This is a genomic window from Microcoleus sp. LAD1_D3 (genome assembly GCF_036702135.1).
In the GTDB taxonomy this organism is placed as follows: domain Bacteria; phylum Cyanobacteriota; class Cyanobacteriia; order Cyanobacteriales; family Microcoleaceae; genus Microcoleus.
Map to the genome: position 1 here is coordinate 116,360 of NZ_JAUBSB010000006.1, position 19,627 is coordinate 135,986.

A 19,627-nucleotide genomic window follows, 5' to 3' on the forward strand; every position below is an offset into this window, starting at 1 on the left:
AACGAGACATATACGCATCAACCGGGTTTCTGAGACAAGCGCGCTGATCTTCCCATAAAATTTCCCCGGCTGCTGGTGCTTTGAGGCAGAAATTCTTGATTTTATCACCGTCAATTTTGGGTTAGCGCTCCGCCAGATGAGTTGGTTTAAAATTTTTTTGAGCGCTATTTTTCCTTAACTTGCTGCTGGCAATTTGGGCACTGACAGAATACCGCTCAAACTTTCCTAGGAAACTAAATTATCTCAAAACGCCCGATCGACCTTTCCGAGTCGCAAAAGCGCCTGCAAACCCTCAACAGCAAGGCGTTTGACTGGGCTTTGACTGGCGTAAAACAGGAAGGCGAACTCAGGGCTATCCGAGTCGAACCCGCGCGACATTAAATTAACCAGCGACAGCGCACTCGTCAGAATTGCTTGTGAGTGCGATCGGCTAAACCCTGATATCCTATATCCTAAAGCCAAGACTATGCCAGAGAGCGCTTATTCCCTCACAGATTTCCCCAGCAGACATCAACTATGCTGCATCGAATTCTTGCCCGAAGTCGCTATCTAATGTTAAGCGCTTTTTCTAAGTTCGCAAGTTCAAAAGCCGAAATCAGATTAATTGCTGTTGGAGCGAGGAAATTACCCAAATTCTGCCCAACCAGCAACGCCAAGCCCATTGCCTTCTCGGATCAGAATAAATTTAATATTACATCTGTCCTCAGAATGATAAAAATGCGGTCTAAAACTTGCTTTTAGAGAGAGGAAAGTAGTGGCTTCTAGTATATAAGATTAAATTTATGTTTAATAATTAGAGGTCATTATGCCAGAACAACAATTTGATACCTTACCTTCAGAAGCACAAGAACTCCCCCAAGGGGCGAAACAAATTTTTCAGGCGGCTTTTAAGAGCGCTAGTGAAGATGGAATGAGCGCCGATGGTGCTACCAGCGTTGCTTGGAACAGCGTAAAATCTGAATACGTTCAAGGCGAAGGTGGCACGTGGCATCACAAGGGTGACGATACTAACCAAACCCGCAAATCTGTACAGTCTGGTGGCAATTAGTCATAAGCCCTCACTTCTATCGTGTCCGCTAAAATAACCGTTATCCGGTGTGTAGTCAGGACTTCATTCCTGATTTTATGATGAGTGAAGTCCTCACTACCAACCAATGTGAGTAAAGTTATTCTAGCGGTCATGATATCATCAGTCATTAGCAATGTATTCATCACTTGTGATTAATGCTTTACATTGATAGGTGTTGGCATCGCGGTGATCCAGAAATTAATGCAGCCTGTTAATAGGCTGGCGCATATCCCATTGTAATTCGGCTAAAACGAGCAAGCTAAATACCATTAGGACTCCCGTAAATAGGAAAGACCAACCGTCGGTGTAAGGCAAAATCAAAATTCCCAACAGGTGAAATAAACTTGCTGCTAAGAGCGCGCGCGATCGCACTGCCCATCCAGTCCCAAAATACCCAATTCCGCTCATTCCTAACCACAGGGGACAGAGATTTGCCAACACTTTTTCCCAACTATAAAAAATGGCTAAATCGGTCAGCAGCAATCCTAATAACATGAGGATTACCCAACCGTAAAGCACCCAAATCAGGCGTTCTATTTTGACCCAAGAGTATGTCATGCTTACCATTGCTGCTGTACCTACGAGGCTGAGGGCTGACCACAAACCTGCTTGCAGCATCCAACTCACAGATAAAAATTGTGCAGTGCCGAACATGGGTATTAACAGCAAGCTCCACAGCAGGCAAGCTCGATCGAGACAAGTATAAAATGTTGAATAAAATCTCTCTTGACCAAGGGGAAACTGAACCTGCCAAAGCCCTTCTACATCCTGAACGTCAATGTTAAGCTGTTTGCGGCGCAGAGGCGGCACTGAATAATTAAAAAAGGTCATATCTGACACTATTAAAATTCACAAACAATTAGTTGCTTACATACTATTTCAACAGCAATCGCTCTAATTGCAATCTATCAATCGGATTAATTGCATTGATTTTCTTATATGTCGGCAGTAATAGTTAGTCGCTCGCAGCAGGTAAAATAGGAAGAGAGATATCACAATTTCATAAAATAGCTCTTGGGATAGATGGCTGCAATATTACGGATTGGGTACTTTAAAAATAGTCAACTTTGTTACAGAATTTATGCTCACTTCATCCCATCCTCTGAAACAGGTATTCCACTGCCCGGAAGAATCGGATTTTTACGCGCACTGCTTGGAAAGTTTAGTATTAAATGCCAGCGATAATTCTCGACTGATCGTAGAGTTTGGTTCAGGAGAGGGAAGTCCAGTTATTAAGTCTTTGCTGAGAACAGAGTTTGACGGGAGAATACAGGGATTTGAGCTAAATAAAGTAGCGTGGAAAATTGCTCATTCTCAAATTAAAGAATATGAACTGAGCGAACAGTACACCGTCAACAATTGCTCTTTTTTTGATTCGCCTTTATACGAGTCGGCGGATTGTGTAATCTCAAATCCGCCTTACTTGCCGGCGGTGGATGATAAGATTTACCAGCCGTTGTTGCACGGGGGAAGTGATGGTTGTACAATTGCTAAAAAACTTTTATCTCTGGACTGCAACGAAGTTTTGCTGATGGTTTCTAGCTATTCTAATCCGGTGGGTTTGATCGATTATGCCTTGGATCGAGGCTACTCGGTGGCGAATTTTGAGATTGCACCTTTAAGTTTTGGGTATTATAGTTCGGAACCGAAGGTGAAAAGCGCGATCGCCCGTCTCCGAGAAGAGGGCATGGCTTTTTATTCGGAAAATATCTATCTGCTGGCTGGAGTTTTGTTTAAGAAGCAAGAAAAGTCGCAAAGAGATTTGTCGATCGAGCTAATTCAGTTAATGACAGCATTTTAAAATACAGCGGTGCCTCTGGGATGTTGCACCATTGTCAGCAACAGGCAAGATGCCTGTTCCACAAAGAGTGTATTTCTTGTGGAACAGGCATCTTGCCTGTTCCTCAAAGGCTTATTGAGAACGGTGCAAGATATAGGGTGCATCAGAGATTGAGGCACCCTACTATATAGCCGTTAATTCCGTTCTGCCGCTTGGATCGATCGCACTACAGCCGCCCCAGCCCGATCGCCGATCGACTTCTCCTGATCGTACCCCAACACCAGCTCCCAAGCCTCCTGCGGGTATCTATCCACCAGCGGCATAGCCACTTCATCCAACATCCAGCGGCCGTGACGTTCGTCTTCTTTGATGTGCAGTTCCCAATAACCCATCGCAGCGTGCGAGAGACCCAGACGCTGGGCGGCGGCTAGATAATTGCGGTAAGCGACGGGCCCCGCCACCTCAAAATAAGTTAGTCCGCCGTTGTAGCGCAGAAAATGGCGCTTGCGTTCCGTCAGCAGGAAGTTGTGATTAATGCCTGCGAGCACTTCCCAAGGCACTAAATCGAAGTACGCTTCCGGTTCCGTACTCATCCCGAATTCTGCCAGCATTTGGGCAAAAAAGGTCGAGTGCTTGCGGGGAAGGCGACCGCCGCCGTATTCTTCGATCAGCACTCGCGTAAGGGTGCACTGAATTTCGTTGCCGGCGCCGCCGAGGATGCGAGAAAGGCGGCTGGCTTCCACTAAACCGTCGAAAGAGGCGATCGCCAGCAGGTGTTTGTATCCCTCTTCAGTCATCTGTTCCCGCTGGTAGCGATCGAGCTCAGTTAGCGGAGGATCGACATCGGCGGCGGCGCGATCGCGCAGCGCTTGCTTGACATCCGGCAATTTTTGCAGCGCTGCAACGTCGATTTGTGCGATTTCCCACTGCTGCCAAGGTTCCTCAATGCGATCGCGCACGGAACGCAAATAGTGCGATCGTTCGTTATTGTAGCGGCGCAAATCGTCGTACCAAAACAAGTTGAGGCGGTTAATGCGATAAAGCACGCGCTGCAAGAAGCGGTGAGCGGCCTCATCGCCCGGTTCCTGTTGGTAAGCCGCTTGAATTGCATAGGCGATCGCGCTTTCAAAATCGCTGACAAGTAACGGTTTTGTCGCCACCGTCTTGTCTAAATCCTCGACTTCTAGCAAATTGACAAATTGCCGATCGGCTGCTTCATAATTTGGGAGTACGGGTTGCTTTTTGGAAAGAGTCCGCGAGTCTGAAGAAGGAAGTATCTCTATCGTGTTTTGCATGGAATCAAGTTATGCTAACTCTAATTATTGTGCTGCCTGCCAAAACAGCCAACCGTTGCAGATTGCTGAGGATTATGGCTACTTAATTTCACGATAGCGAACCAGTCAGCCGCATACACCCTTCCATTGATAGAGATTTGACCGCTACCGTCTCATACCCTTTTCAACTTGTGAGTAAAGGTAACAACGTTTATGGAGAGTGGTATTAACTTATATCAGACTTCCTTCTCAATCACCTGTTTAGAAACGGGCTCTCCGGCCCGTCCCACAAAAACTAAATTTTCTTGTGAAACAGGCATCTTGCCCATTCTTGAAAAACTAAATTTTCTTGTCGAACGGGCCGGAGAACCCGTTCTTGAGACTGGTACAACCTCTGACTATCAACCTAGGCGATCGCGAAAATACTCCTCATACAAATTGCATCTCGCACTGCAATAATTGCCCTCCTGCTTCACCAACCCCATACTATTTAATTTAAAAGCCAATTCTAGCCTCGATTTCACTGGTTTTGGCGCACTATAAATCTCTCTCATCGCCTCGATTAATTCTGGATATTTTTCTAAATTCCACAAATGCCTCCGCAAATGGTCGCTGTAAATTCCTGCCTCGGTTTTTGCCGAGTTCAGCAATTGATTTAAAGTCACATCTTGACGGGCAATGCGATACATTGCCAGCCGCACTAAATAGGGATGTCCTCCCACTAACGCCATCAATTCTGCAACTTCTGTAGCACTCCAACTTAGTTCGTGTCGCGCTGCTAAGTCTTGCACTTGCTGGGAGTTAAACTCAGGCAAATCAATCGGCAACCCCACATTAAACGGCGATTTATTCACGTCCAGCGGGATATAAACTTCCGTCGAATGCACCACAATCAAACGAAACTTTTTCCAAATATCTCGCCGTTTTGCTTCTTCGTGCAAAGCTCGCAATAACCCAAAGAAGTCGTCCGCAATTTCCGGCGATTCAAACAGGCGATCGCTCTCATCCAACCCTAACGTCAGAGGTCTTGAGGATTCTGACAGCAAATACTGTTCAAAATAAGCTTTGCAGCACTGATTGCTGCCAATCAAATCGGCTAATTCCCAACACTTGGGCAACTGCTCCAGCATTCCTAACTCTTGACCGATGCTAGCACAAAACCACTGCAAAAATGTATCTGAGTTAGCAAATATTTTTCTATTGGCTAGCTGAAAACTCAGCGCTACTGTGCGAGAACCTTGCTGTTCTGCATGATGCAAAATCCTCGCCATCAAGGAAGTTTTGCCCATTTGTCTGGGCGCTTTAATGCGGATCAGCGCTCCCGCTTGGGCGATCGTCTCGTAACACCGGGATTCGATCGGAGGGCGATCGATATAAAAACGAGAAGCTATTTCAACTTGTCCTCCCGGCAATTCAGGCGGCGCTGCTGGCAGGGGTTGAATTATTGACTGTTTGGTGCTAGTAATTACTTTCCATTCTACAGCCAATTCATGGTCGGCAGTTAACGATGTGCGACCTTCTTTGATAATGGTTAAAATTTGGGATAATAACTTAAATGAGTCGCCAACACCGCCCCACAGCCAAGGCTGAATTCCTGCTAAATAGCTCAGTAAATCAAAAGAAAGCGGTGTATTTAATTCAACGCAAATCGGTAAAATTGCTGGTTTATGACCAGTTAAATTGTGCAATTCTTTGGCTAGCTGCACTTGTTCCAATACCATTTCGCTAGCGGCCGATTCTTCGGAAATCAGCAACAGCAAATAATCGCAACGCTTTAGATATGAGGCTGAGTCGCTGCTGCTGTTAATAAAAAAGACTTCGTGGCCTCCCGCACTCAAAGCTTGGTGTAACTGCTGAGAAAGAGTGTTGTGTGAGGTCGATCGTCTTCGAGGGCTTCGCCAACGAGCGTTGGCGTTAGCGAAGCGATCCGAAGGAAAGCCCTCGAAGACGATCGCCACTTTTGCCCTCACCAGCACTACCTCCTCTGGCTCTGAATTCGCCTCAAAATCGGCTATATCGCGCCATTCCTGCCCCAATCCGCGACAAATTTCGATGAAATTGGCATAATCCACAGGTTTGCCATTCAGAAAATGGCTGACAGTAGATTGCGCCATGCCTAAATCCTCAGCCAAAATTTTTTGACTGGGAAAGCCATTTCTCAGGAGACAGGATTTAACTGCACGAATGCACTCTTCGCGCACCCTTAGCGATCGTGGCATTGCTTATAACAATCAAGACACTGAAACCATCATAAATGCCAACCGTCCCTAAAGTCGATGAAAAGTCGATGAAAAGTCGATGAATTTTCAAATAACTCAGTCGCCAACTCAAATAGCCACCTGATTAGATTAGAAATAACAAGGTTGAATCCCATCAAAACGAGGTAAAAGCATTGTGTATTCTATCCTAATTTGGTCGCTGGCCTCAGCCACTAATCAACCAGGTTTCGCCTTCACCCCGCCCCTATTCTGGTTACTGCTGGGAGTTGTGCTTAGTGCGATGGAGCTATTAATCATCAAAACTCAGCCCCAAAAATACAGATTTTACCTGCTAATGATGGGAGCTTCCGCTTTAATTGAATCCTTTATTTTGTGGAGAGGATCTGTAGCATTTCACTTTAGTTGGGCGAACATAATGTATGAAGATTTTGACTGGCAAATTTTCTACTGGATGGGGATAGCCCTCGCGCTGAGCATCTGGATTCGACCAATTTTTATTGTTCGCAAAAAGTTTGTCATTCCCGAAGCAACCGAAGCGACAACAATCTCCGAAATTTTCCCCGGAGAAACCGGAATGGTGATTTATGAAGGGGCTTCGTGGAAAGCTCGCAACGAAGATTCCCAAGGGGCGATCGCACCCAGACAAAAAGTTTACGTTTTGCGCCGCGAAGGAAACACGCTGATTGTTGTACCTGACAGATTAATTCACATCAACAGCTAAACCTTGGCAGCAATCTCAATTCATCTTTAGTTCACAGCTTAAAATTACCAGGAGATTCACTATGTATCAGTATTTGTTGACGGTATTGTTTGCAATCACCGGAGTATCCTTAGCCAGCAGCGTCAAAATCGTCCGTCAAGGAGATGAGGCCTTAGTTGAAATTTTCGGGAAGTACGATCGCAAGAAACTCGAACCTGGTTTGACTTTTTTGATTCCCTTCGTCGAAACAGTCGCCTATAAACAAACTCTGCGCGAGCAAATTTTAAACCTGCCACCGCAACAATGCACGACGCGCGATCGCCTTGCCATCACCGTTGAATTTATTGTTTACTGGCGAATTATTGACTTAGAAAAAGCTTCCTACAAGGTGCAGAATCTCAAGGAAGCGATGTTAAATATGCTGATTCTTTCAATTCGGACTCACATTGCGACATTATCTCTGGAGGAACTTTACACGGCTCGCAATGAAATCAATAATGCTTTAGTCGAGGAGTTGGATACAACGACAGATCCTTGGGGTGTGAAGTTTACGAGAGTGGAATTGCGCGATTTTGCGATCGGCAGTAAAGTGGTTCAGCCGACATCCATTGACCGGAAAGAAGTACAAAAGCTGCGAGCTTAGAGATTAGTATTCGCTCCTTTTCCTCGTTACCAGGCAGAGCCTGGTAACGCACATCCAGAGCCTCTGCCTCGCCGACTTTAATTCGCCTTGTATATACCATTTAAGGAGACAAGACCATGACTAAATATCAAGAATCAAATATTAGCAATTCAGCTTATAACGGTTGCGGATGCTTATTGCTTTTAATGGGCATTGTAGCAATTGGGGCGATCGCTATGCCATCATTTCTGGGTGAAAAATGTTGTAATGCTAGGACAATGGAACCGAGACAGTATGTTGGTTCAATGAACCGCGCACAGGAATCCCTATTTATAGAAAAAAGTGCTTTTGCTACTTCTGTTGATGCTTTAGGACTTGGCATTAAAACAGAGACAACACATTTCAACTATTCAATTGGTACCACTAAGAAAGCAGCATTTAATTATGCCGTCTCAAACCAAAAAGACCTTAAAAGCTATGTCGGTGGTGTTTTTCTGGTGCCTGCTAAAAACTTTGATCCAAATGCTGCTAAAGAGGAAAGAACTACAACGTCCATATTGTGCGAAGCTGATTTTGCCGGGACAATTAAACCAGCGGAACCCATCTCTGAAAATGGTAAAATTGCTTGTGGTAAAGGCACGACACAAGTGACCAAATAATCTAAGTATAGGCAAGATAATGACAGTCGATTACCAATATCAAATCGGAGGCAGTCTCCCGCAAAATGCACCTACTTATGTAGTGCGACAAGCTGACTCTGAACTTTATCAAGCCCTCAAAGCCGGAGAGTTTTGTTACGTGCTCAATTCCCGACAAATGGGCAAATCCAGCTTGCTGGTGCGAACTGTACAAAAGCTCTCGGCTGATGGCATTGCCTGTGCTACGATCGACCTTTCGGACATTGGCAACCAGCAAGTCTCTCTAGATAAGTGGTACGGCGGCGTCGCTTACAAGCTATTGTGCAGTTTCAACCTGTTTAACCCAGTCGAGTTTATGACTTGGTGGCGGGAGAGAGAGTTGATGTCGCCGGTGCAGCGCTTAGGAGAGTTAATTGAAGAGTTGCTGCTGGCAAAACTTCCTCAACCTCTTGTCATTTTTATTGATGAAATTGATAGCGTTCTGAGTTTCCAAGAACCGCTAGATGATTTCTTTGCATTGATTAGATGTTGCTACAATAAACGCGCTCACAATTCAGAATACCAGCGCATTACATTTGCATTGCTGGGAGTAGCTACGCCATCGGATTTAATTAGCGATGCAACTCGCACGCCATTTAATATCGGTTTAGCTATTGAATTGCACGGTTTTCAATTACAGGAAGCTCTGCCTTTAGCAAAAGGGTTTGAGGGAAAAGTAGACAATCCTCAAGAGGTTTTAAAAGAGATTTTGGACTGGACTGGAGGGCAGCCATTTCTGACTCAAAAGCTTTGCAAGCTGATTCTGCACCATGTAAAAAGCTTAGCTTCGGCGTCTATTATATCAGACTCAAATGAGGAAAGCCAAACTGAAATTTTCACTAAAAATCAATTATTAATTAGCGAGATAGTGCAATCTCATATTATTGATAATTGGGAATCGTCCGATGAACCAGTACACATCAAAACAATTCGCGATCGCCTTCTTAGAAATCAGCACCATGCCAGTAGGTTATTAGGATTATATCAAAAAATATTGCAACCCTTTGATCGCCCCCAAACCTACTTAAAAACGGGCGAGGAAGTGCCAGAACCCCCCTTGTTAAGGGGGACAGGGGGAATCGGGGCGGATGATACTCCCGAACAAACAGAATTGCGGCTGAGCGGATTAGTAGTAAAACGAGCCGGAAAATTAACCGTATCCAACCGCATTTACGCAGCTATATTCAGCCAAAACTGGGTAGAAAAAGCACTCGGCGACTTGCGCCCCTATGCCGAATCCCTAACAGCATGGATAGCTACAAATTGTCAAGACGAATCTCGCTTGTTGCGCGGTCAAGCATTGCAAGATGCGCGAGCATGGGCGGCTGGAAAAAGCTTGAGTACCCAAGATTATCAGTTTTTAGCCACTAGTCAAGAGGCAGAATTTGCAAAATTGCGCGATCGCGAACAGCAAACTCAAGCAGAAATAGAACTATTGCGTCGGGAAAACCAGTTATTAGAACAACTAACCCTAGAGCAAAAACTTAGAAAAGCTACTCAACTTAAACTCTGGCGCGAAGAACGACTGAAAGTACAAGTTTTCACGGTAAGTTCAGCATTACTGATTTCAATATTAATTTTTGCTTTTTGGATAAAACCATCAATTGAGGAAAGAAACAACAAAATTCTCACTCTCACTTTGCTATCAGAAACGCTATTTGCCGCCGATAAAAAAGAGGAAGCTTTGCTAGAAAGCATCAGAGCTGTTACAGAAATGAAAGGATCGCTCGGAGTGAGTTCAGATATTCAGATGCGAGTGGCGATCGCCCTCGAACAGGCAGTTTACCACTTTCGGGAACGCCGCCACTTCCAGAGCCAAGCAAGTACCCTCGCTTTCGCCAGTTTCAGTCCCGACAGTCAAACGATTGTGACTGCTACCGATGATAATTATATCAAACTTTGGCAAACTAATGGAACTTTCCAAGCAACATTGACAGGGCATACTGATAAAATTAGAAGTGCAATTTTTCATCCTAGCGGTCAGATGCTTGTCTCGGCAAGCGACGATCAAACTCTCAAAATTTGGCAAATAAATGGCGAATTGATTCATGATTTAAAAGGACACAGCGGTCAAATAACAAGCGTCTCTTTGAGTCCCGATGGTAAAATCATTGCTTCATCAAGTGCCGATGGAACAGTTAAACTATGGAAAATAAACGGTGAAGAATTGTCAAGTTTTAAAGTGGAGCGAGGTTGGATAAATAGCGCTAGTTTTAGCCCAGATGGTCAGATAATTGCTGCGGCTGGTACTGATGGCACTGTTAAACTTTGGAGTTTGAGAAAGGTTTTGGAAAAAATACAAAAAAAACAGTCAATCGAAGCAAGTACCGATATCAAATTGCTCCGAACTTTACAGATGGAAAGTGATAAAATTATGAGTGTAACTTTCAGTCCAGACGGAGCAAGGCTGGCGACCGCAAGTGCTGGGGGAACTGCGAGAATTTGGAGCAAAGACGGCACACCGCTAAGTATTTTAAAGCATACAAGTGGATTGACAAATATCAGCTTTAGTCCCGACAGTCAAATGTTGCTATCTGCAAGCACAGACAAAATGGTGAGGCTGTGGAACATTGACGGTACATTGCTCCAAACTTTAAAAAATAACAAGGATGCTGTTTGGAGTGCGAGTTTTAGTCCCGACGGCAAAGCGATCGCTAGTGCTAGTGCTGACGGTACGGTGATGCTGTGGAATCTTAATCTTGACGATTTGCTGGTGCAGGGCTGCAATGTCGCCCGCAATTATTTTCCGACAAATCCGATCGCAAATCAAAACAATCGCCATCTCTGCGACGGGATTGAAACTCACTCAGAACTCAGGTAAAAAAAACCGGGTTAAAAATCAAAATGTTGAGTTTGGCAGCAAAGTATCTAGGCAGAAACAGACTTTTTGACCCCCCCCAGCGTCTAAGGCTGATATGGTTAAATTTGGTAGCAGCTAACAGGTAATAGGTCAGCCCGATCGGTGTATTCAACTCTAGAACAAAAGTACCAGCGCCTGCAAAAAGACTTAAGAAACGGAGTCATCGCCCTTGGTGGCATTTTATGCACAGGTACTCTCTGGTATTGCCTCGTGGAAAAATGGTCTTTGCTAGATGCCGCTTACATGACAGTATTTACCCTAGCAACTGTGGGCTACGGTGAACTTCAGCCCCTCGGCCGACGCGGGCGAATGTTTACCATATGCCTGATTTTGATGGGCGTGATTGTGATTGGTTTCATCGTCAACCGCTTTACAGAAGCGCTGATTGAAGGATATTTTCAAGAAGGAGCAAGAATTAGGCAGCAGCGGCGATTGGTAGATTCTTTGATCGGGCATTACATTCTCTGCGGTTTTGGGCGTACTGGCCGCCAAATTGCCTTGGAATTTCAGGCCGAATATATCTCTTTTGTGGTGATAGATTCGGCCGTGCAGTCGGTTGAGGCAGCTTTGGCGCTGGGGTACACGGCTGTCCAAGGAGACGCGACTCTGGACGAAACTTTGGTGAGTGTGGGGATCGATCGCGCAATTTGCATAGTAGCAGCTTTGCCTTCGGATGCCGAGAATTTATACACTGTCATGTCAGCCAAAACTCTGAATCCGAAGGTACGGGCGATCGCCCGCGCCACCACCGAAGAAGCCGTAAAGAAGTTGCAGCGCGGCGGCGCCGATGCCGTCGTATCCCCCTACATTACCGGGGGAAAGCGGATGGCGGCGGCTGCTTTGCGGCCTCAAGTTATGGATTTTTTAGACGGTGTTTTGACGGGCACGGATAGTTCTTTTTACATGGAGGAATATTTGATCGATCCCAATACTTGTGTCTACGTCGGGCAAACTTTGAGAAATGCCAAGTTGCGATCGCAATCCGGGGCCTTGGTTTTAGCGGTGCGGCGCGCTGGCGGGACTTTGATTGTCGGGCCTACCGGAGAAACTGTGATCGAAGGAGGAGATATGCTGATTTGTTTGGGCACTGCCGAACAACTGCGAACTCTCAATCAAATCCTCAGTCCCCTGAGTTTTCGCCTCCCCCGACCTCCCAAGTAGAAGTAGTACGATCAATCGCAGTTTAAACCCGCCGCTGCTGCTGTCGGAAATTCGATCGGCACAAAAGTCACGCCAAACTTCTCCTTAGAACACTTGACAATATGCACTAATATCGGACTAAAATTTTTGCGCGAGCCCGTTTTGTCAAACTGAATTTTTCCGGTGGCTCCGGTGGCGCTAAAATTTGGATTTGCAATAGTTTTTTGCATCCCTTCGCGGCTGGGTTGCTGCTGCTCTTCTATGGCTTCAATCAGCGTCTTAGCCGCATCGTAGGTTAATGCAGTTCGGTGACTGACATTTCCTTCCCAAAGCTTGCGAGTATCCTCAAGGAATTTGCGGTTGGGAGAGTTTAAATGATGCCAAGAAACTGCGGCCGCCATTTTCTCAAAAGACGGTAACTTACTCGCAGATTCTAAGGTTTTTTGACTGTATATTCCCCCGGTGCCGACAACCCAATTGCGGTCGAGATTGGCTTGGAAAAGTGCCATCGCATTGTTAATGGCGAGCGGGATGTGACTCGGACTTAAAACGATCGTTGTTTTCTCTGTTTGCCTGACTTCTTGTATGGCTTTTTTCACGTTAAAGTCGCTGTGTGACAGATCGAATTCGGTGATGTTTGCAGTATTTCCTCCCCGTTCTCTAAACTGTTTTCTAAATTCTTCCCAAAAAGACGAAGTGGCTTCGCTGCTGGTGCTGTAGAAACCCGCTACTTTGCTTTGACCTTTTCTTTCAATCAGATATTTCGCGAATACTTCAACACTAACTTTAGTCCGAGGCACAGTCCTAAAGAAAAATTTTCGGGGTTTTTCTGTGGCTGCTTCCGTCGTACTGCCGGGGGAAATTAATACTAAATTATTGTGGTTGTAAATATCGACTGTATGGGCTGTCATTGCGTTAGTGTAGTGACCTATCGCGCCCAAAACACCGCCCAGTTTGACTAGGGAATTAGCGCGGGCGATCGACTCTTCTTTTAGATTGGCATCGTCAGCAATTATGACTTGTAAACCTTTACCTTTCATAGCTGGATTTTCTTGAAATTCTAAACCGTTTAGGTTGCTATCTCTCTCAGAATTGAATAAGTTTAAATTTACTTCCGTTTGCGCTTGAGCAACCCCCCGCAAGATTTCTTTAGGCAAATCGATCTCGGCTCTACCTTGTTCGTTTTTGCGAACGGGAACGATAACGGCGAGCGTGTAATAATCGGCTTTTTTAGCCTTTAATAAGGCATTATTCATGTAAATTAAAGTTTCTGGATCTTTGCGTTCTTCTTCATGCCACGACCTTTTAAAGTAATTAAATGCTTCCCGATAATTGGATTTGGCAAATTCATTAACTCCTGCTTGCTTTAATCGAGGAGTCGAGGATTTTAGGAGAGATTCTTCGCCGCAGCTTAAAGCATCACCTTGCACTAAAAGACAAGTTTTCGGGGTAAGAATGTTGTCAAGAAAAAGGGCGATCGCACATCCGGCAATAATTCCTGGAATTCCCAATAGCGATCGGCGAAACTGCGATCGAGAAAATCGATTGCGTGGCGGCGGTGGCGGTGGGAATGCGATTGAACGATCGTCTTCCAACTGTTCTGGCACATTCCCATTCTGTGACAGTGGCGACTGTAATGTGGCGATGGAATTCAAATCCTGCAAAACATCAGCAATCGAATTCAAATCCTGCAAAACATCAGCAACAGATTGGTAGCGATTGGGGAAGTTGTAGCGCACCATTGTGTTTAAAATCGTTTCCATGCCGGCGCTAATCTGTACCATAGAGCGATCGGGAGTCGAGTAGCGCCAAACGATATCGCCCCGCCGGGAATCTGTCAGGAAATCTTTAGCAGGACACAAGCCTGTGAGGGCTTGAATAGCGACAATACCTACAGAGTAAATATCGCTACATAATTGAGGATTACCAGCAAATTGTTCGGCCGGCGAATATCCTTGCGTATAAATAGTTCTGCTGATAGTCTTTCCCGAATCAGTTATTTCCAGCGAACTGATTTCTTTGACCGCCCCAAAATCAATCAGAACTATTTGGCGATCGCAATCGCGCCGAATTAAGTTAGAAGGAGTGATATCGCGGTGAATGACATTGTATTTGTGAACAAAAGCGATAACTGGCAAGATATCCTGCAAAAATTCAATTACTTGCTCTTGAGTCCATTGGATATTTGGAGCGACTTCTTTCCTGAGCGGATGTCCTTCAATGTATTCTTGAATTAAATAAAAATTGTCATTTTCTTCAAAGCTATCGAATAACTGTGGAATCTGCGGGTGTCTGCCCAATCGGTGCAAAGCTCGAACTTCACTTTCAAATCGCTGCTGTGCTTCTGGTAAGAGTTGCCGATCGCTTGGCTGCCTAATTTCCTTAACGACGCACAGGCGATCGTGGGGTATGTCTAAATCCCTAGCTGTATATGTCCTCGCAAACCCTCCCCGACCTAATTCACTGACAATTTGGTAACGTTGGCGCAGGATATATCCTGATTGCAGGCACATAAATTTTTCGCTATTCCTAACTGGCTGCGATCGTTAAAATTGATTGTGCCGCACAATTACAGCGATTTCTGTTAAGTTTCTGTTAAGTTTTAGAAACACTAGCGATCGGCAAAGTAATTACAAATTGTGTTACCTTTCCTCTTTAGCAATTTACCTCAATTTTGCCTTGACGTTTGGCAAGGATTTGACAAGCAATAGCCAGCCCCAATCTGGTATTTTTGCTGATCGACAAAATCCGCAATGCCATAGGTTTGCAGCCTCGGACTTCAGGCCTTATTAAAATCCGAGGACTTTAGTCCTGACTAAAAACCATAAAAATTGGCAATCAAATAGCTTAGTAGTGAAGACTTCAGTCCTCCTTAAAATCCGCGATGAAATAGGTTCGTAGTGAGGACTTCAGTCCGCATTCAAATCCGAGGACTTGCATTCCTCACTAAAATAGACCAACCATAGACAAGTCATGGAAAAAACAAAGGTTATACAGCATTCATAAACTGTAGAACCCTTGAAAATAGGTATTTTATTGCAAGCCGATGGTGGGATTTGAACCCACGACCGTTCGATTACGAATCGAATACTCTACCCCTGAGCTACATCGGCACAGACAATTTTGAATTATAGCACAGCCTAAGCGAAAAAAGCAAGGAGTTGTAGAATTTAATTCACAACTTCACAACTCCTAGCTCACCAACAGTTAAACGGTCACTTCCGTGTCAGTTGAGCCGCCTCTGGCCCCGGAATAAACTAAACCCCGCTGCATATCGAGCGTCAGCATAGTTCCGTCCCGAATTATCCGCGTGGCATTCTTCACGCCCACCATCACCGGCACGCCCAAGCGCAAACCGATAATCGCGGCGTGAGAAGTCAAACTGTCTTCCTCCGTCACCACACCTGCCGCTTTCCGAATCATCTCCACAAAAGCGACGCTGGTGTGCTCCACTACCAAAATGTCTCCTGCGTGGAAATTCGCCACATCCGCAGCAGTGCGAGCAACCCTGGCCATGCCGCTCACCGATCCCAAACCGACACCGGTGCCTTTGCCTAAAACTGCTGTTACTACCTCAACTTTGATCAAATCCGTCGATCCGGCAACCCCTTGCAGAGTACCGGCGGTCATCACCACTAAATCTCCGTCGCACACTAACTCTTTTTCCTGGGCGACTGTCATGGCAGAGTGAAATGTCTGGCCGGTGGAGGGCAAATCCAACACCAGCAAGGGTTTTACTCCCCATACTAATTGCAGTTGTCGGGCTACGTCTACGTGAGGAGTAACTGCCAAAATCGGAGTTTTGGGTCGGAACTTCGAGACATTTCGGGCTGTGGCGCCGGTTTTGGTCAGCGTCATGATCGCCGCCGCGTTCAACTGTTCGGAGATTTGGCTGACTGCTTGGCTGATACCGTTGGGGATCGATCGACCAATATCTTCTACATTCCTAATATTCCGCTTAATTCCTTCCCTCTCCATCCGCACCGCAATTCTCGCCATCGTCGCCACCGCTTCGACGGGGAACTTGCCGACAGCAGTTTCATTCGAGAGCATCACGGCATCAGTTCCGTCAAGAATCGCGTTGGCCACGTCGGAAATCTCGGCACGGGTGGGACGGGGATTGTTCACCATGCTGTCGAGCATCTGGGTAGCGGTAATTACCGGAATACCCAGGCGGTTGGAGGTAGCAATCAGGCGCTTTTGCAAAATCGGCACGTCTTCGGCGGGCAGTTCCACGCCCAAATCGCCGCGGGCGACCATCACGCCGTTGCAAAGGGTGAGAATTTCCTCCATTTGTTCGATCGCCTCGTGCTTTTCGATCTTGGCAATGACTGGTACTTGCTTGCCCGCACTGGCTATCAGCTCTTTAATTTCGAGCATATCCTGGGGATTCCGCACAAAGCTCAGGGCCACCCAATCGACACCTTGGTCGAGGCCGAACATTAAATCTTTGCGGTCTTTATCAGTCAGCGCTTTAATTGACAGGTAGACTCCCGGAAAATTCACGCCTTTGTTGTTGGAAAGGGGCCCGCCGACGACGACGCGGCAGTACAATTCCCGCGCCGCGCGGTCTACTTTTTCGACCAGCATTTCCACTTTGCCGTCGTCGAGCAGAATCACTGCTCCCTCTGGAACTTCGTCTGCTAGGGGGTCGTAGGTGACGGAAGAAATGAGTTCGGTACCTGGAACCTGGCGGCTTGTGAGAATGAAAGGATCGCCGTTTTTGACAACTATAGAGCCTGTCTCAAAGCGCCCTAAACGAATTTTCGGGCCTTGGAGGTCTTGGAGGATGGCAACCGGCTGGTTGAGTTCAAAGGATGTTTGCCGGATTAAGCGAATGCTGCGCTGGTGGTCTTCTTCTGTTCCGTGGGAAAAGTTGAGTCGCAAAGTTGTGGCACCGGCTTCTATAAGCTGGCGCAGCACTTGTGGGTCCGAAGTTGCTGGGCCAATGGTGGCGACGATTTTAGTCCGGCGTAGGGCTTTTGGCAATTGCATCAGCGGTGTTCTGGGGAAGCAGGTGGATTTCTTGTTTAAATTTCGGCTAACGTTTCATCTTTGCACTACAAGCAATGACGCTAGTCTCAACTCTTAAAAATTTTGATAGTCGTCAAAAAAGCAGGTATTGAACAATATATAGAATATCTGACTTTTTACCGATCGGTAATTTTTTCTTGGGGAGCGCTCTTTTTTGCAAATTTTTCCGCTCTCAGGCTTGACATAAATACAGACATACCCGTTTATTTTATTTGGTCTGCTGAGCTCTTTTGGCTAATCTAGCACTGGTATCCCTGTACAACAGCCATACTTTCCTGTTTGTGCAGACGCTAGTTTCTGGCGATCGGACTCAGTTCTTTCATAAAACTTTACTATTATCCAGCTTGTATCTTATACTACGCAAGTGTGAAATATTAAGGAGTCTTAACAAAGATGTCGGAGGCAGGACGGCCACTGACAGTGCCGAAAGAGTTTCTGAGTCCTCCCGGTGACTTCAATCCGACACTGCTGCTGTTTTTGAGTGCAGTAGCGATTATCGTGATTTCTAACTTGGGTTTCTGGTGTTGGGGGTGGCCGCAGTGGTGCTGTTTTTCACTGAACGTGCTGGCGTTGCACATGGCCGGAACTGTGATTCACGATGCGTCTCATAATGCAGCCCATCGCGATCGCACAGTTAATGCTATTTTGGGACACGGTAGCGCGCTGATGTTGGGTTTTGCTTTCCCGGTGTTTACGCGGGTACATATGCAGCATCACGCCCATGTCAATGACCCAGATAACGATCCAGACCATTATGTTTCGACCGGCGGGCCTTTGTGGTTGATTGCTGCGAGGTTTTTTTACCACGAGATTTTCTTCTTTAAGCGCAAACTGTGGCGGAAATACGAATTATTGGAATGGTTTTTCAGCCGTGTGTTTGTGATCACGATCGTGTATATCTCGATTCAGTACGACCATTTAGGTTACGTGCTGAATTTTTGGTTTTGTCCTGCTATGGTGGTGGGATTAGCCTTGGGGTTATTTTTTGATTATTTGCCGCACCGTCCGTTTCACGATCGCGATCGTTGGAAAAATGCCAGAGTATATCCTAGTCCTATTCTAAATATCTTGATTTTGGGGCAGAATTATCATCTGATTCATCACTTGTGGCCTTCTATTCCTTGGTACAATTACAAGCCTGCTTATGAGGCTGTGAAGCCGCTGTTGGATGAGAAAGGTTCCCCTCAAAGTTTAGGAATATTGGAAGGGAAAAAGGACTTTTGGAATTTTATATATGACATCTTTTTAGGGATTAGGCTGCATCACAAGAAAGCGTCTGATTGACCAAAAACCCGGTTTCTTTGAGAGGCCGGGTTTTTTTTGTAGGGCAGAAGGAAGAAGGCAAATGCAATTGGGGGTAATGGTTTGAGTAGGGAAACGACACTGCCTTTGGTGGTATCAACTTAAGGTCAAACGTAGTAGGGGTCTGCTGTCTGACGATTAGGCTGTCGAGCCCCCCTAGCCCCCCTTAAGAAGGGGGGAACCGGAGGCGCTCAAAGTCCGCCAATTAGTTTTGAATGAGAAAGGAGGTAGCCAGGTAATTCCCTTAAGAAGGGGGGAACCGGAGGCGCTCAAAGTCCCCCTTCTTAAGGGGGATTTAGGGGGATCTAGACTCGGTTAAAAACGAAATTTCTCAAGGCTTTCAGTCTTAAGTTGACACGACGAAAGGCACTGCCGTCTCCTGACTGTGGGTAAGATTAATTCCGATGCCACCGGATTTGATATCAATCGCCTCTTGGGGAAGTCGTAAAGAAGCTAAGTAGGGGCCCAGAAACCGGGTTTTTTTACGAAAATATTTGGTTGTAGTCCACAGATTCGGTAAAAAACCCGGTTTCTTTGGTCGGAGTGCATAAATTATGGCGTTGCAAAGAAATGGAAAAATTTCAAGCAGATGTGGTTTCAATCCCCTCGCGGGGAAGTGGTAAAGGAGACACTCAAACTCCAGTAGCCAAGGAGACCGACCAATCGTTTCAATCCCCTCGCGGGGAAGTGGTAAAGGAGACAATACTGGGCACCCTTGCCCCTCTTACATCTTTAAGTTTCAATCCCCTCGCGGGGAAGTGGTAAAGGAGACGTTCTTCCGGCAAACATGCTTGCGGAACTCACCCATGTTTTAATCCCCTCGCGGGGAAGTGGTAAAGGAGACACGGAATTCGTATCGGCCCCGCAAAAGACGGTTTCAATCCCCTCGCGGGGAAGTGGTAAAGGAGACAGATTTCAAAATTTGAAGGGTTTGGGTTTTTTACTGTTTC

The 19,627-nt window shown here is 45.9% G+C and carries 13 protein-coding genes, 1 tRNA gene and 1 CRISPR repeat array (1 of these 15 only partly in view); of the genes, 8 read left to right on the forward strand and 6 right to left on the reverse strand.

The window, feature by feature from the left end; genetic code table 11:
- Nucleotides 1-805: 805 nt before the first annotated feature.
- The gene (locus QUA74_RS05425) at nt 806-1,048 is read left to right on the forward strand and encodes a ChaB family protein (RefSeq protein WP_190662935.1); all 243 of its coding nucleotides are present in this window, start codon (nt 806-808) and stop codon (nt 1,046-1,048) included.
- Between the two features lie 219 nt (nt 1,049-1,267).
- Here the strand turns inward: QUA74_RS05425 and QUA74_RS05430 are convergent, their stop codons facing one another.
- Complete coding sequence (locus QUA74_RS05430; protein ID WP_333325852.1) at nt 1,268-1,900, reverse strand: hypothetical protein; 633 nt, start codon at nt 1,898-1,900, stop codon at nt 1,268-1,270.
- Between the two features lie 250 nt (nt 1,901-2,150).
- On the opposite strand from QUA74_RS05430, the gene QUA74_RS05435 reads away from it, so the two are divergent.
- Nucleotides 2,151-2,870 (forward strand): SAM-dependent methyltransferase, encoded by a 720-nt coding sequence (locus QUA74_RS05435; RefSeq protein WP_333325855.1) that lies wholly within the window; start codon nt 2,151-2,153, stop codon nt 2,868-2,870.
- A gap of 173 nt (nt 2,871-3,043) precedes the next feature.
- Here the strand turns inward: QUA74_RS05435 and QUA74_RS05440 are convergent, their stop codons facing one another.
- Together QUA74_RS05440 and QUA74_RS05445 are read right to left on the reverse strand one after the other, a co-directional pair.
- Nucleotides 3,044-4,144 carry an iron-containing redox enzyme family protein gene (locus tag QUA74_RS05440; protein WP_333325857.1) on the reverse strand — a complete coding sequence of 367 codons (1,101 nt, stop codon included), beginning with the start codon at nt 4,142-4,144 and terminating at the stop codon, nt 3,044-3,046.
- A gap of 380 nt (nt 4,145-4,524) precedes the next feature.
- Nucleotides 4,525-6,342: an AAA-like domain-containing protein gene (locus tag QUA74_RS05445; RefSeq protein ID WP_333325860.1), complete on the reverse strand. Its 1,818-nt coding sequence runs from the start codon at nt 6,340-6,342 to the stop codon at nt 4,525-4,527.
- Nucleotides 6,343-6,517: 175 nt separating this feature from the next.
- Here QUA74_RS05445 and QUA74_RS05450 point away from each other — a divergent pair, with 175 nt between their 5' ends.
- The 5 genes from QUA74_RS05450 to QUA74_RS05470 all read left to right on the forward strand — a co-directional run bounded on the left by QUA74_RS05450 (nt 6,518) and on the right by QUA74_RS05470 (nt 12,362).
- Nucleotides 6,518-7,063 carry an NfeD family protein gene (locus QUA74_RS05450; RefSeq protein ID WP_333325862.1) on the forward strand — a complete coding sequence of 182 codons (546 nt, stop codon included), beginning with the start codon at nt 6,518-6,520 and terminating at the stop codon, nt 7,061-7,063.
- Nucleotides 7,064-7,124: 61 nt separating this feature from the next.
- The gene (locus QUA74_RS05455) at nt 7,125-7,685 is read left to right on the forward strand and encodes an SPFH domain-containing protein (RefSeq protein WP_333325865.1); all 561 of its coding nucleotides are present in this window, start codon (nt 7,125-7,127) and stop codon (nt 7,683-7,685) included.
- Nucleotides 7,686-7,801: 116 nt separating this feature from the next.
- The gene (locus QUA74_RS05460; protein ID WP_333325867.1) at nt 7,802-8,323 is read left to right on the forward strand and encodes a type IV pilin-like G/H family protein; all 522 of its coding nucleotides are present in this window, start codon (nt 7,802-7,804) and stop codon (nt 8,321-8,323) included.
- Between the two features lie 19 nt (nt 8,324-8,342).
- On the forward strand, nt 8,343-11,162 hold the full coding sequence (locus QUA74_RS05465) for an AAA-like domain-containing protein (protein WP_333325870.1): 2,820 nt from the start codon (nt 8,343-8,345) through the stop codon (nt 11,160-11,162).
- A gap of 141 nt (nt 11,163-11,303) precedes the next feature.
- On the forward strand, nt 11,304-12,362 hold the full coding sequence (locus QUA74_RS05470; protein WP_333325872.1) for a potassium channel protein: 1,059 nt from the start codon (nt 11,304-11,306) through the stop codon (nt 12,360-12,362).
- Between the two features lie 11 nt (nt 12,363-12,373).
- Here QUA74_RS05470 and QUA74_RS05475 read toward each other — a convergent pair whose 3' ends face one another.
- From QUA74_RS05475 to pyk, 3 genes are all read right to left on the reverse strand, one after another.
- On the reverse strand, nt 12,374-14,854 hold the full coding sequence (locus QUA74_RS05475) for a protein kinase domain-containing protein (protein ID WP_333325875.1): 2,481 nt from the start codon (nt 14,852-14,854) through the stop codon (nt 12,374-12,376).
- A 528-nt stretch (nt 14,855-15,382) separates the two neighbouring features.
- Nucleotides 15,383-15,454: transfer RNA gene (locus QUA74_RS05480), tRNA-Thr, on the reverse strand.
- 94 nt (nt 15,455-15,548) lie between these two features.
- Nucleotides 15,549-17,336 carry a pyruvate kinase gene (gene pyk, locus QUA74_RS05485; RefSeq protein WP_333325878.1) on the reverse strand — a complete coding sequence of 596 codons (1,788 nt, stop codon included), beginning with the start codon at nt 17,334-17,336 and terminating at the stop codon, nt 15,549-15,551.
- Between the two features lie 432 nt (nt 17,337-17,768).
- Between pyk and crtR the strand changes: the two genes are divergently transcribed.
- Complete coding sequence (gene crtR / locus QUA74_RS05490) at nt 17,769-18,659, forward strand: beta-carotene hydroxylase (protein WP_333325881.1); 891 nt, start codon at nt 17,769-17,771, stop codon at nt 18,657-18,659.
- A 612-nt stretch (nt 18,660-19,271) separates the two neighbouring features.
- A CRISPR array of direct repeats spans nt 19,272-19,627; the repeat unit is 36 nt; unit sequence GTTTCAATCCCCTCGCGGGGAAGTGGTAAAGGAGAC; it runs 772 nt beyond the window's last position.

What these genes read in the sequence shown, in the direction of transcription:
- pyk (WP_333325878.1), bottom strand. Translation starts at nt 17,336, where the DNA reads ATGCAATTGCCAAAAGCCCTACGCCGGACTAAAATCGTCGCCACCATT.
- QUA74_RS05475 (WP_333325875.1), bottom strand. Translation starts at nt 14,854, where the DNA reads ATGTGCCTGCAATCAGGATATATCCTGCGCCAACGTTACCAAATTGTC.
- QUA74_RS05425 (WP_190662935.1), top strand. Translation starts at nt 806, where the DNA reads ATGCCAGAACAACAATTTGATACCTTACCTTCAGAAGCACAAGAACTC.
- QUA74_RS05445 (WP_333325860.1), bottom strand. Translation starts at nt 6,342, where the DNA reads ATGCCACGATCGCTAAGGGTGCGCGAAGAGTGCATTCGTGCAGTTAAA.
- crtR (WP_333325881.1), top strand. Translation starts at nt 17,769, where the DNA reads ATGTCGGAGGCAGGACGGCCACTGACAGTGCCGAAAGAGTTTCTGAGT.
- QUA74_RS05455 (WP_333325865.1), top strand. Translation starts at nt 7,125, where the DNA reads ATGTATCAGTATTTGTTGACGGTATTGTTTGCAATCACCGGAGTATCC.
- QUA74_RS05440 (WP_333325857.1), bottom strand. Translation starts at nt 4,144, where the DNA reads ATGCAAAACACGATAGAGATACTTCCTTCTTCAGACTCGCGGACTCTT.
- QUA74_RS05465 (WP_333325870.1), top strand. Translation starts at nt 8,343, where the DNA reads ATGACAGTCGATTACCAATATCAAATCGGAGGCAGTCTCCCGCAAAAT.
- QUA74_RS05460 (WP_333325867.1), top strand. Translation starts at nt 7,802, where the DNA reads ATGACTAAATATCAAGAATCAAATATTAGCAATTCAGCTTATAACGGT.
- QUA74_RS05430 (WP_333325852.1), bottom strand. Translation starts at nt 1,900, where the DNA reads ATGACCTTTTTTAATTATTCAGTGCCGCCTCTGCGCCGCAAACAGCTT.
- QUA74_RS05435 (WP_333325855.1), top strand. Translation starts at nt 2,151, where the DNA reads ATGCTCACTTCATCCCATCCTCTGAAACAGGTATTCCACTGCCCGGAA.